Annotated in this window: 7 protein-coding genes; all 7 read right to left on the reverse strand. The window is 60.0% G+C overall.

Features of this window, described 5'->3' with window-relative positions:
- Positions 1-58: 58 nt before the first annotated feature.
- From NQ519_RS14245 to NQ519_RS14275, 7 genes are read right to left on the reverse strand one after another with little or no spacing between them, the layout of a single operon-like run.
- On the reverse strand, positions 59-2,269 hold the full coding sequence (locus NQ519_RS14245; RefSeq protein WP_026076464.1) for a hypothetical protein: 2,211 nt from the start codon (positions 2,267-2,269) through the stop codon (positions 59-61).
- Positions 2,270-2,280: 11 nt separating this feature from the next.
- Positions 2,281-4,707, reverse strand: a complete 2,427-nt coding sequence (locus NQ519_RS14250) for a BACON domain-containing protein (protein WP_019150488.1) — start codon at positions 4,705-4,707, stop codon at positions 2,281-2,283.
- A gap of 28 nt (positions 4,708-4,735) precedes the next feature.
- Positions 4,736-6,253, reverse strand: a complete 1,518-nt coding sequence (locus NQ519_RS14255) for a RagB/SusD family nutrient uptake outer membrane protein (protein ID WP_019150487.1) — start codon at positions 6,251-6,253, stop codon at positions 4,736-4,738.
- A 14-nt stretch (positions 6,254-6,267) separates the two neighbouring features.
- Entirely contained in the window at positions 6,268-9,372 is a 3,105-nt protein-coding gene (locus NQ519_RS14260; protein ID WP_019150486.1) for a SusC/RagA family TonB-linked outer membrane protein, read from the reverse strand.
- Between the two features lie 13 nt (positions 9,373-9,385).
- Complete coding sequence (locus NQ519_RS14265) at positions 9,386-10,339, reverse strand: endonuclease/exonuclease/phosphatase family protein (RefSeq protein ID WP_019150485.1); 954 nt, start codon at positions 10,337-10,339, stop codon at positions 9,386-9,388.
- A gap of 13 nt (positions 10,340-10,352) precedes the next feature.
- Positions 10,353-12,467, reverse strand: a complete 2,115-nt coding sequence (locus NQ519_RS14270) for a DUF5689 domain-containing protein (protein WP_227901085.1) — start codon at positions 12,465-12,467, stop codon at positions 10,353-10,355.
- Between the two features lie 21 nt (positions 12,468-12,488).
- A complete protein-coding gene (locus tag NQ519_RS14275) occupies positions 12,489-13,604 on the reverse strand; it encodes a hypothetical protein (RefSeq protein WP_019150483.1) in 1,116 nt (371 codons plus the stop codon).
- Positions 13,605-13,657: the final 53 nt, after the last annotated feature.

The raw sequence follows: 13,657 nt of genomic DNA on the forward strand, positions 1-13,657 counted from the left end.
GTTGCGGGGTTAAAAGCGCCCGTCTGCGACGCCGTGCAGACGGGGCTTTCCGTGTCGTTTATTTGTTGTAGCGAATGCCGATGTAGGAGAATGCGATCTCTCCCGTACCGATGGTTTCCGCATCAAATTCCTCGACTGATCCGGCTTTCTTGTTTGCGGCCGAGAATCGGATGCATATGTCGTTCTTGCCGAGCATTTCGAGCGGCAGGGGAATGTCGATGTATTTGTAGCCGGCGCATTGCCAGAACTGGGTCAGCGACCAGTTCACGATGTCGGGAACCTGGAATTCGGTGATCCGGTTCCAGTCGTCGCGGTTGTTGTCGCCGTGCTCCGACCAATCCACCTTGATGTAGCGGGGGCCTCCGATTGTGCGGTTCTGTATGGCTATCTGCATCGAGAGTACGTCGGTCGTGACGCCTTCGGTCGAGACGTGGAGCAGCCAGGCTTCGCTGCGGTCGGTTTCGGTGTTCCACCATTGGCATTTGTTGGTCCAGGCCGAGAAATCCTCGCTCGACACGTTGCCTTTGCCGTCGGTATTGGTGCCCGCGCTCGTGCACATCTGCACCCCGTTTTCGATGACGCCGTTTCCGTTGACATTGCCGGTATGGGCACCGGCGGTGGGCCCTTCTTTGTCGAGGTTATAGTCGTTGCCGACGGGCCCGAGGTAACTCGGATCGCTTGTCCCCCAGCCGGCGTTGCCCGAAGTCTCGTCGGGATGCGTAAAGGTCAGATAGCCGTTGTCGCCGGTCGTGGGCCGGAAAATCTTGCTTTCAAGTTTTCCGTAACGGTATTCGGTCAGCAGGGCCGAGAAACTGTTCGAGAAATCCTTTTCCAGGGCTATGTCCTCGCGGGTGAGGTGGCGGATCTGGTAGCGTCCGATGTCGCCGGCGCCCTGCTCGCCGTTCCAGACGAAACGGTCATGGGTTTCGTGCACCACGACTCCCGAGATATTTCCCGAACCGTAGGGCAGCATCTGCCCGTCGCGGCGGTATTTGCAGGTGGTGTTGGTCAGCATGTAGAAACTGCTGCCCTTCCTGTCGCGCACCAGCATCGGGTATTTCGTTTCGCGGTTGGCTCCGGTGCTGCGGGCGTAGCCTTCGTTGATCGGGGTCAGACTGCCTTTGCGCACGGGAAGCTCGCAGTCGAGCAGCGTCACCCAGGTGTAGATGTCCTGATCGGTCAGCTCGTCGTAATATTTTTGTTTCTGCGGGATGTCGGAGGCCGATCCCGAGACCGAGGACATGACCATCGCCGAGGTGATGTTTTCGAGGATGTAACGGTCGGGGTCTACCTCCTGCTTTACCGTGGAGCCTTTGAGCAGGATGCGGACCTTGCTGTAACGCTCGAAGATGTTGTCGTCTTCGGTCACGGTCTTTATCATGAAGCCCTGCGATCCGTCGAGGCTCTGGATGTAGGCCGTGCGATAGGTCTCCGTATAGTCGATCGACGTTTGGGTTTTCATCGGGTTCTCGCCGTTGTTGCCGTTGCCGATGTCGCTGATGATGCGACCTTCGATAAAGATGTCGCGGTTCACGACGCCCGGCATGTCGCGCACCTCGCCGAACGAGATTTCGCGGCCGAATTCATTCTTGGCGTTGGCCTGCGTGATGTAGACCGTCGAAGAGGTGGTCCGGTTCCAGCCGTCGCGGTAGCTGAGGGTGATGCGCGCATTGCGCAGCGCTTCGGGATCGGAGTTGGGGTCGGTTTGGAGGATCAGGAATCCGTTGCTGATGTCGAGGTCCCGTATCCAGCCGCCTTCGTCGTCGCTCGTGTAGACGATCTGCTGTTGCAGGTCTTCCAGTTCGAGGTTCGTGGTGAGCTGGGCCGTTGCCTGTCCTCCGTCGCCGAGGACCGTGATGCTCCGGGTCGAGAAGTTCAGTTCCGGGTTGGTGAAGCCCTCCTGTTTGATGTAGACGGTGTCGGCCCGGTCGCGGGTCCAGAGCCGGATGCCTTCCATGCGCGGGAATCCGTCGTTGGTGTCGAAGCGGATGCCGAACTTGTCGTCGCCGGTGAAATGCGTTCCGCGGCCTTCGGTGTCGATTTCGAGCCATCCGTTGTCAGGGTCGATCAGCGCGATGTCGTAGGGTTGGTTGGAGAGCACGGATACGGAACCCGTGCCGCTCTTCCAATCGGTGACGTACTCCTTTTGTACGGGCCCGAATTCGGAGACGCGGGTTTCTTCGCCGTTGTCCTTTTCGCAGGCTGCGAGCATCGCTCCTCCCAGCAGCGGGAGCAGCACTATTCGGTACAGTGATTTTATCTGTTCCATCGTGTTCGGATTTATTTGTTACTCTTTACGGCTATGGTTCCGAAACGCATCGGCGAACGTTTGTTTGCCGGCATGTCGGAGGTTATCGCGCCCGTGTCGCCCTCGGCCACCGTGGCGGTGTTCGAGGCGATGCACTGTGCGGTCCGGGCCTTGATCAGCAGCGTGACCTCCGGCTGGTTGCGCAGGGCGTCCGGCAGGATGAATACGCGGTCGGCATAGCCCGGCGTCGCGCAATAGGTCATAGTCGCCGACCAGAAGACGAACGGACGGGCGCAGAAGCCCGATTCGGGCAGTACGGTGAAGTTCGTGCCGTCGGTCGAATACTCCACCTGCCAGTATACCGGGCCGTGGATGCTCGTGGCTCCTGCGTTGCCCTGCGAGTTGGTGAAGTTGAGCGAGAGTTTCTCTCCTGCGCCTGCGGTCGAGAATTTCAGCGCTACGGCATATCCCGTGTTTTCGTCGAAGTTCCACCAGTAGGTGTTTTCGAATTTCAGGGCGTTCTTGCTGTTCAGTCCGGCGCCCGTCGTGAGTCCGTTGTACTCGTTGTCCAGCGCGTGAGTGGCTGCGGGGTCGGTGCACCAGAGCGAGCCGCTGCCCAGATCCGGGGCGATCGTGCCGTCGGTGTTGGTCTTGACTTCGGCGTCGTTCCAGTTCCACTCCACGAGCGTTTTGCGGTTGGAGGAAGCCTCCGATGCGGCGAGTCCGATCTCCTCCTTTTCGAGCACGCGGACCGAATAGCGGCCGATGTATCCCTCGTTCGTATAGCCGTAGCGGGGTTGCAGGTCGTGGACGATGACGCCGCTCAGCGAGCCTTTGCCTTTGGGCATGCCGCTTCCGTCGCGCCGCCACGGGGTCTTGTTGTTGATCAGCATCGAGATCGTATTGCCGTCCTTGTCGTAGAGCGTGCGGGGTACGCAGCTGGTGTGGTTCGCCGTTCCGAAATAGCCTTCGTTGACGTTCGTGTAGCTGCCGTCGGGCAGAGCGAACTCGACCTCCTTGAGCGAAACGTAGGTATAGACATCCTCGTCGGTAAGCTGGCCGATCGGCTTCTCCTTGCGGACGAGGTCGCTCGCCGTGCCGGGCGTCTGCCCGACGATGTCGGCGGCCGTAAGTCCGCTGAGCGTATAGCGTTCGGGATCGGCCTCCTTGGTGAGGGTCAGGCCGTCGAGAGCGATCTTCACGGTCGAATAGCGTGCCAGCGTGTTGTCCGCCGCCGAGTTGAATTGCAGGCGGTAGCCGTAGCTGCCGTCGAGCATCTGTACGTAAGCCGTCTTGGCGTTTACCGTGTAGTCGGTGGCGTTGGGCGCCGAGTTGGGGGTGGTTTCCACGTTGGCGTTGTCCTTGTCGCTGATCACGATGCCCTCGAAGAAAGCTCCGGGGTCGTTGATCGTCACCTGTCCGCTTTCGCCCTGAATCAGCGTGCGGTAGTCGGCTTCGTAGGTCTGCTCTACGACGAACGGTTCGGCCGGGACGAGATTTCCCAGCGATTCGTCGGGAAGTGAGAAACTGATGGAAGCGCTGCGCGGACCTCCCGAATCGTTCTCCTTCACGTCGAATGACAGCACTTTGTCTTCGAGCGCGATGTTCTCGATCCAGTCGGCCGACGCTCCCTCGTAGCTGGCGGTGCAGACCACGCCGGCGATCAGGCTTCCCAGATTGTGCTTCACCTCGCTCTTGACGGTCGAGGCTTTGCGTGTGGTCTTGACGCGGTCGGGCGAAAAGGTCATATACGCCTTTTCGGTCGATTGCGTGACGGTCAGCGTGACGGTGTGTTTCTTCTCTCTGGCATCGGTGTAGGTCAGCGTGATCGCGGCCTGACGCTTGCGCGGCGAGGTGTTCTCCAATGTGCTGAACGTGACGGCATCGGTGCCGATCTCCAGATTCTCGATCCACTCCTGGTCGGGCTCGGGCGTTTCGTCGTCGTCCTCGTCGGGAATGACCGAATAGGCGATCGAATCCCGGATCTGTCTGTAATTCTCCTTGAGGTTGTTCTCCAGCCCGATGCGGAGGTTCCACGGATTGCTGAACAGCTCGATGCGGCTCTCGTCGAGCGTCAGGACCGGGTCTTTCCCCTCCTGCGTCATGCGGATCGTCTGTTCCCGTCCGCCGCGGGTGAAGATGATCTCCACGGCGCGCAGCACGCCGTAGTTGGCCGAGTATTTGAACAGGACGGGGGTGTTGCCCGAACCGTTCAGGCGGTTGATCGTGGCCCAGTCCACATCTTCCGACAGACGGACCGACCACTCTCCGGTGGAGTAGATCCGTACCTGAGTGGAGCCGGCTTCCGCCGTCAGCGTATATGCGTTGGAGTCCACGTTCAGCGGGAGGTCCATGTCCGAATCCATCTCGCATCCGGTCAGCAGGAGCAGTGCCGTGACGAGGGGCAGGATGTCCGTGCGCCACGTTTTGTTGATGCTGTCTGTAAGGCTGTTTTTCATCGTTGTCGTGTTTTATTCGTTCCGGAAGCTACATGCCGTATTCGTTGTAGGCTTTGTTGTCGAGCGCGCCGCCCGAATAGACGACCTCCTTGTCGGGGATCGGATAGTATTCGTGGCAGGGAAGCATGTTCTCTTTCAGCGTGCTGTAATTGGTGTAGTCGTAGGTCATCTGATACCAGATTCCCCAGCGCACGAGGTCGAACTTGCGCTGGAACTCGCCCAGCAGTTCGCGGCCCCGCTCCTTCTGGATCTCCTCCATCAGCGACTCTATGTTCTTGAAGGTGTAGGGTGCGAGTCCGGCGCGCTCCTTGACCATGTTCAGGTAGCGGATTGACTCGTCGATGTTCTCCTGCTCGGCGTAGCATTCGGACATCATCAGAACGGCGTCGGCGTAGCGGAAGATTTTCTGGTTGTTGAAGTCCGCGGTGTTCTGCATGCCCGGGCACCAGAATTTCGGGCCCAGCCACGGGCGGGTTCCCACGTTGCTGAACGGTTTGCCGTCGTATTCCCAGGCCATGTTCAGCGTCTTGCGTTTATCATTGCCCTTTTTGGTCTGGAGTCCGTCGCAGAAATAGCTGTTGGGACGCATCGAGGTCCAGGTGGTCATTCCCGTACCCATTTCGGGAATCTCCACGCCGTCGTAAATGCCTTTGCCGTTGTGGCTCGGCGTGCAGATGGCTGCCACGTTGGTGGTGACGGCCAGTCCGCCTGCGGTGTAGGTGCGCTGCACCTCGAAGATCGACTCGGGGGTGTTCTTGTTGCGGAACATGATGTCTTCGAGCGGATATTGTTGCAGGTCGCCGTAGATCTTTTCCAGTTCGCCGAGCGCTTCGAGGGCGTCGTCCCAGCGGTGGTTCCATTGCGCGAGCTTGGCGATCATCATCCAGCCCATCGCGGCGCCCATGCGGTTGTCCGCCACCTCCGACGAACGCACCTGGTCCATGAAGGGCACGTAGCGCTTCAATTCGTCGATCAGGTAGTCGCGGGTATCCTTCGCCGGCATGCGGCCCAGGCGGGCGATCTCCATCATCACGCTGTTGTCCGCTACCTCTTTGGTGTAGAAGGGAACGTCGCCGAATACGCAGGTCAGCAGCCAGTAGTAGAACGAGCGGAGCACCATGCCTTCCGCCAGCAGCGGCTGCCTGTCGGCCTCCGACGCCTCCTCGATGTCGCTCAGGGGCGAGCGCTCGATGGCGGCGATGGTCGAATTGCAGTACATCACGCCCTTGTAGCATTGGGTCCATATCTTCGCGCCGTTGAGCGGTTTTGCGGGCGATATGTCGAGCTGGGCGTCCTTGGTTCCCGAGGTGATGTACATCAGGTCGGTGACGCCTTCGGTCATGATCAGGAAGCAGTAGTCGTAGATGCTGTTGATCGGGATGTAGCAGGCGTTCAGTCCCGCCAGACACTGCGCCCGGGTCTTGTAGTAGTCCTTGGGACCTACGAACGACGTGGGGTGTTCGTCCAGGTCGCACGCGCTGAACAGCAGGGCGGCGGTTGCCGTCGCGGCCAGCAGGTATTTTTTCAGGAAACGGTGTGTTCTCATCTTCTTTGACGGTATTAGTATCTGATCTGGAGGCTGAAAATGATGGTCCGGGGCTTGGGATAGGCTCCGATATCGACTCGGCGCAGGGCCGAGTTGGAGCTCGACGTTGAGACATCGGGGTCGAATCCGTTGTACTTTTTCCACAGATAGAGATTCTCGCCGCTGACGCTTATCCGGATGTCTTTCAGCCGGTTTTTAGTCGCCTTGCGCAGATCGAAAGTGTAGCTCGCTGAAATGTTTTTCAGTCGCAGGTACGAGGCGTCGTGCACCATGCGGTCGCTGGGAAGCGCGTCGTAGCTGCCGGCCATCGGGATATTCGAATCCGGGTTGCGCACCGGATGCCAGGCGTTCTGCATGTAGCGGTACTGGTTGGTGTAGGGCGATCCGTTGCCCATCCAGAGCTCCGCGACGTTGTAGATCTTGCCGCCGATCGAGTAGTTGAAATAGACGCCCAGCGTGAAGTTATGGATGTTGAACGTGTTCTGAATGCCGCCGTAGAGGTCCGGGTCGGCCGATCCGAGGTAGACCAGGTCGTCGTTGTTCAGCACGCCGTCGTGGTTGATGTCCTGATACCGGGCGTATCCGGGTTTGAACGTGGTCCCGCTGGCCGAAGCGTAGGCTTTGGTGATCTTGTTGCGCTCCACCTCCGCTTCGTTGTGCCATACGCCGCCGTAGCGGAATCCCCAGAGGGCGTTGAGCGTGTAGCCCTTTCTGTAACCGTACATCATGTAGGTCGTTCCCGACGACGAGGGCGACGAGTAGGCCGTTACGAAATCCTCCGAGGCGATGTCGTCCACCATCTGCTTGTTGCGCGAGAGGGTCAGCGACGTTGACCACTGGAATTTCGGACGGACGACGTTGCGGCTTTCGAACGTAAGTTCCCAGCCTTTGTTGGTGGTGCGTCCGGCGTTGGCGAAATAGTTGGTGTAACCCGTCTGCGAGGCCACCTGCACGGTCAGCAGCAGGTCGCGGGTCTTGATCAGATAGGCGTCGGCCGTCACGTTGAGCCGTCCCCCGAAGAGCGATACGTCGGCGCCGAGCGTGTATTGGTCGGAGGTCTCCCACGTCAGGTCGGGCGATGCGAGGCGCGACGGGTAGACCGCCAGCTGCTGCGTGCCGCCCAGCAGATAGCCGCTCGTCGAGTTGCCCACGGCGGCCAGCGAACGGTAGGCCGAGATGGCGTCGTTTCCGGTGCGTCCGAGGCTGGCGCGCAGGGCCAGTTCGTCGATCCATGCGGCCTTTTGCAGGAACTTTTCGTTGGCTATGTTCCACCGCACGGCCGCCGAGGGGAAGAACCCCCATTTCTTGTTGGCCGCGAAGTTCGAGGCGCCGTCGTAGCGGGCCGTGAACGTGACGTAGTAGCGCTCCTTGTAGTTGTAGTTCAGGCGTCCGAGCACCGACATCTTGGTCCAGTCGTTGTGGTTGGTGCTGATCGAGGTGTTCTGCTTGTCGGGAACGGCGGCCATGTTGTTCCAGGTCAGTTCGTCGAGCGTATAGCCGCGGCCCGTGATGCTCAGGTTGTTGTCGTATTTGACCTGCGCGGTGTAGCCGGCCAGGACATCGAAGTTGTGGCCGCTCCGGGGACGGATTTCGTAGTAGACCGTGTTTTCGTTCAGGAAACTCGTGTCGTCGTATTCGTCGCGCGAAGCGTAGCCGCCTTCGTTCTCCTTCTTGGCGGGCAGGTAGCCCGGTTCGTAGTAACGCCCGTGGCGCTGGTAGGAGTAGTAGGTGAACTGGCTGCGCAGCTTCAGCCCCTCGACGGGCGTGAATTCCACGAATCCGTTGTTGGTGAGCGATATGCGACGTGCGTTCTTGAGGCAGTGGTCGAGCATGATGCGCGGGTTGTTGAATTTCTGGCCCGAGTACCACAGGTCGTTCATGCTCGACGAGGGGTTGAGGAACGGGCTGAGGAAGACGGCCGCATTCCACCAGTTGGTTCCGCCGATCGTGGCCAGGTTCTCGTCCTGGTCGCGGTAGGTGTAGCTCAGATTCAGTCCGGCCTTGAACCATTTGGCGAACTCGTGGTCGATCTTGAAGCGTGCCGAATAGCGTTTCAGCCCGCTGTTGTCGATGATGCCCTGTGTTTCGTTGTAGCCGATCGAGGCGTAGTAGGAGCCCTTTCGGCTGGCTCCCGAAAGGGAGAGGTCGTAGTTCTGATAGAGCGCCGTGCGTGTGATCTCGTCGATCCAGTTCGTGCCCCTGCCTTTGGCTTCGGGATCGGGGTAGGGATATTTCGACATCGGCGAGTCGGGTTCGAGCTTCTCGCCGCTGTCGGCGCCTGCGAAGTGGTAGGCGTAGTCGTTACGGTAGCGGGCGAACTCCGTGGCGTCCATGATGTCGAGCCGGCGCGGGAGCTGCGAGAATCCCAGGTCGGTTTTGAAGGTGATGCTGGGGCGTCCGTCGATGCCGCGGCCCTTCTTGGTCGTGATGACGATGACGCCGTTCGAGCCGCGTGCGCCGTAGATGGCCGTCGATGAAGCGTCTTTGAGCACCGAGATCGACTCGATGTCCGCCGAGTTGATGTCGTTCAGGTCGTGGATGGCGTCGATGATGCCGTCAACGATGATCAGCGGCTCGTTCGATGCCGAGATCGAGCGCGTTCCGCGGATGCGGATCGAGGTCGTGGCTCCGGGTTCTCCGGTCGTGGCCATGATGTCGGCGCCTGCGATACGGCCCTGCAACGCCTGATCGACCGATACCACCGGAACGTCCTTGATGTCGCTCATCTTGACGTTGGCCACCGAGCCTGTCAGGTCGGTCTTCTTCACCGCGCCGTAGCCGATCACGACCACTTCGTCGATGGTCTGCTTGCTTTGTTCGAGTTTCACGTCGATCTTCGTGCGCGAACCGACCTTTTCGGTTTTGGGCTCGTAGCCGATGTACTGGAACGTCAACGAAGCCCCTTCGGGAACCTGGATCGTATATTCGCCTGCGGCGTTGGTACTGGCTCCGATCGTCGTGCCCGTCACCAACACGGTGGCGCCGATCAGCGGTTCGCCGCTCTGGTCCGTAACCTTGCCCGTTACGGTGTGTTTGGTCCCGGCTTTCTGCGCGAGGGCGGGTGTCGCCGTCAGCGCTCCCGAAACCAGCAGGATCAGAATGATGATATATTGTTTCATGCGGATTGTTTGTTTAATGCGACTCCTGTGGTGTCTGTTCCCCGGAGGGATAGTGGCGGAACTCGATCATGACCGGATAGTGATCCGAGTGCATGTCGGTGAACTCGTCGTAGATGATCTCCGAGCAGGTTATTTCGCGCATCACGGCCTGCGAGGCGTAGATGTAGTCGATGCGCCGCCCGTTGCCGTCCGGCCATCCGCCGTAAACCGTGGGTACGGAGCGGAAGAACTGGCTGTGGCGGTCGCGCAGGGCATCGGCGTATCCGCTTCGGAGCACCGTCGAATGGGTTTCGTAATAGGTGTTCGCGGGCATTACGTCGGCATCCTTGGGCGAGTAGGAGTTGAAGTCGCCCGACATCAGCCACAGCGGTTCCGCCGGATAGCGGCGGATGGTGTTGTCGAGTATGCAGTTGATCTCCGTATCGCGGTATGCGTCGCCCGAGCCTGCCGCGCCCTGGCCGTTGGGATAGGTTCCGAACGGATAGAGGTGCAGCACCACGACATTGATGTCCTTGATGCGCAGGTGCAGCGCCCCGTGCCAGAGAGGCACCTCTTCGAGCATGCGGCTGCGCAGCTCGATGGGGTATTTCGAGGTCAGTCCCACCGGGTAGCCCGTCTCCTTGCAGAGTATGGCGTAGGTATGCCCGTAGCGGTTGGCGAGGGCCGTGAGCGACTCCTCGGTGAAGTTGTTGCACTCGCAGAGGGCCATGAAGTCGGGGTCCTTCTCCCTCACCCAGGCTGCGAAGTTGTCGAAATTCTGTTGTTTGTCGAGCTTCATGCCTTCGAGAATATTGTAGCTGATGAACCGCAGGGTTTCGGGTTCTGCGCTCGTTCCGGGGTCGGTCGAGATCTCCTCGTCCGGAACGGCGGGATCGTCCTCGCAGCCCGGCAGCAGGGCGGCGGCAGCCAGCAGCAGACCTCCGAACACCAGCCGGCGCAGGTGGTGTGTCATGTCGTATGTTTTCATATCGTTCGCGGGTTTATTTGTTGTAACGGAGTGCGGCATAGGAGACGGTGAAGGCGTTTGCCACCTGGCCGTTCGCCGCGATGGTTGCGCTGTCGTAGGTCGTCGCGGTACCGATTTTGTCGCTGACGGGGCGCAGGCGTATCCATGCCACGCTCCGGCCCAGTATCTCCGCGGGCACGTTCAGACAGATGCTCTTGTCGCCGGATAGCTGTTCCAACTGCATGTTGCTCCAGTTACCGGCGTCGGGCACCGTGAAATCGCCGAGCCGCTTCCAGGTGTCGCCGTCGGTCGAGTACTCCGCCGTCCAGTAGCGCAGTCCGCCCTGTGCCGAATGGTAACGGCAGGTGAAGGCGAAGGAGCACTGCGACGACTCGATGTTCTGGGTCGAGAATTCGAACAGCAGCGAATATCCCGTTCCGTTCGCCGTGTCCCACAGCAATTTATGGCCCCATGAGGCGCTGTTGAGCGTTTCTCCCTCCTTCGCCGAGTTCGCGCGGTAGGCGGACCCGATCGCCAGCCATCCGTAATGGCTCAGGAACGAGAGTCCGGAACCGGTCGAGGCGGGCCAGCAATGGGCTTTGCCCTCCTCGTTCGCCGGATGCGGGTACTGGGGGTACGCATAGGCGCGGGCGTCCTTGCCGTCGGGGCACCACTCCACCGCGATAGCCGAAAAGGCATTGGCGTCCGACTCCTCCAGTGCGATGTCCTGCCGCGTTACGTTGCGGATCTGATAACGGCCGATGTCGCCGTCCTTGACGAAGAAGGTGCAGGGTTCGTGCACGATGATGCCGGAGATCGTCCCTTCGCCGTCGGGCATCTCCTGGAACCGGTAGTCGCATCCGTGGTTGGTCATCAGGTGGATCATGTCGCCGTGACGGTCGAGTACGACCGAAGGGTAGTACATGTTGTAGTTGTTGACGTAGTTGATGTGCACGGGCATGAAGCGCTGGGTGCGGACGGCCATCTGGCAGCGTTTGAGCGTCACGAAGGTGTAGATGTCGGCGTCGGTCAGCTGGTCGATGAAACGGCGTTTGACGGGCACCTCTTCGGCTGTTCCCGCCGATTTGGTGATGATGTGGTCCTGCGTCACGCCTTGGAGCGTGTATCGCTCGGGGTCGCTCCGCTTGGTCAGCGTCAGCCCTTTGCACCAGAGTTTGAGTTTGTCGTAGCGGCTCAGGTTGTTTTGGCCGGCATCGGTCGTGACGAGGGCGATACCCAGCGAGGCGTCGGCGTTTTGCAGATAGGCCGTGCGGTCGTTGAGGGTCATGTCGGGTTTGGTCGCGGCCTTCGGCATCGGACTTCCGGCCATGTTGGGCGAGGTGTGGTCGCTTACGACCGTGCCGCTCACGGCGATGTCGCCGTCGATCGTGATCTCGCCTTCGGCCTCCGCGATCAGACTGCGCAGGTCGGCGAACGTCACCTCGCGGGTGTCGCTCGTGCCGCCCGGAATGCCCTGCCGGATCGTGCAGCAGGCCAGGTGCTGTCCGCCCCAGTCGTCCTCGAACTGCAACTGAATCCGGGCCTCACGGCTCTCGAACGCCGTGTTGTCGGCGATTCTGAACAGGAGACTTTTGTAATCCCCGGCGTATCGGATGCTGTCGATCCACTCCGTGTCCGATTCTCCGTATGTGACCTGACGGGCGATTTTCGAGAATTTGGAGATGGGAATGTTGGTGTCTATCGCAATGGAGTCGATGGTTCCCACCGACGAGAACTGCCTGTCCCCGTCCGAGAATTGCAGGAGCGGGGCTGTGCCGTACTGCATCAGGTACACCGTGTCGATCGCCTGCTGCGTGCCGGAGGCGATCAGGACGGTCCCTTTGCGCGGAAGCGTGTTGTTGGTTTTGTAGCTGACGGTGAACGCCCCGTCCATTTCACCGCTGTCGGCTCCGTCGATCGAGACCCAGAGTCGGGTGTCGGGCGTAAGCCGCACCTGCCACGCGCTGTTGGCTTTGACCCGGACGGTGCGCGAGCCGGCGTCGCTGGCGACGTAGAGTGTCCTGCTGCCGCCTTTCGAGCCTACGACCGGCTCGGTATCATCGTCGCTGCACCCCCCCCCTCCGAGCAGTAGTACGGAGACCGCGAGGGCGCATATCGGACTGAAACGCTTGGTAAAAAAGTTTTTCATGGTATCTGTTGCGGTTAGGTTTTATTTCCCCGATTCGTTCTTTTGCTGCTCCCAGGGCAGGCCCCCGAAAAGGTCGTCGTAGTCGTACCACCGGAGCCTGAAAATGTAGAAATCGTCGATAAAGATGCGGGTGTTGCCCGACTCCATGACGTAGTCGCCGGCCATGAGTTCGATGCGGGTGTTGCTCGTGAACGTGTTTTTGGGGTGCGAGACGACGATGAACTCCTGCCGGGAATTCTCCCACATGCTCTCCGGCAGCTCTTCGTCCGAGGGATCGAAATGATTCAGAACGAGTTTTTTCGAAGTCGCACCGTCGAGGAACTGCCCGCCGCCCTTGACCGTTACGGTCAGTTCGTTGGCGTCTTTCGTGCCGTCGGCCGCCGCATAGGCTATGGCGTTGAACCGGACCAGGACCGCCGTGTCCGACCGGATTTCCGGCTTGTAGGGCGACAGCAGGTTGGCCCCGTGTCCGAGGTCGTCGCCCAGCCTGACGTAGCCGTTTTTGCCGTAACAGTGGGCCGTGCCCTCCTCTTCGGCGGGGGTCGATTCCCAGCCTTTGTCTTTCTGTTCGGCGGTCCAGCCGGAGATCGCCGTTTCGCCGCGGGTTTCCAGCGGGTTGGCCGAGCCGTATTTCAGCCAGTCGAAATCGCCTTCGACGCGGGCCGGGAATCCCTGTACGATCGGAATGAAATCGTTCAGGTATTCGACCTCGGTGTGCAGCGAGATGCAGCCTTTTCTTTCCTTATAGGTGCCGGGATGCGGGGCCGCCTTGCAGAGCAGGCGGGAGATGCCCGGCAGGTAGTCGTGTTCGATCTTCACCAGTTCGAGCCAGGCGGGGGCCGCCGCTTCCCCGTTGTCTTCGTCCTCTTCGAACTCCACGGTCGCGGTGAAGGGTACGTTCGTCCTGACGTAGATTGCATTGCAGCCGTTCTCCGGCGAACCGTTGACGGAAAAATGGAGGATGTCGGGTTTCCTGTCGAATTCCGGAGTGTCCGACCATTCGATGTATTCCCTGCGGGAGTAGTCCTTGTCATCGTCGCAGGCGGTGCCCAGCGGGATCGCGGCGGTCAGCAGCAGGACCGCGATCGGCGATGTGACGCTCCTTTTGGGGATTTTCCGGGGTAGAATTGTTCTCATAGTGTTTTAAGGTTAATTGTTCTGAATCGATTCTGAATTTTTTTTGTAATTTT

The sequence above is a fragment of the Alistipes senegalensis JC50 genome (assembly GCF_025145645.1).
GTDB lineage: Bacteria > Bacteroidota > Bacteroidia > Bacteroidales > Rikenellaceae > Alistipes > Alistipes senegalensis.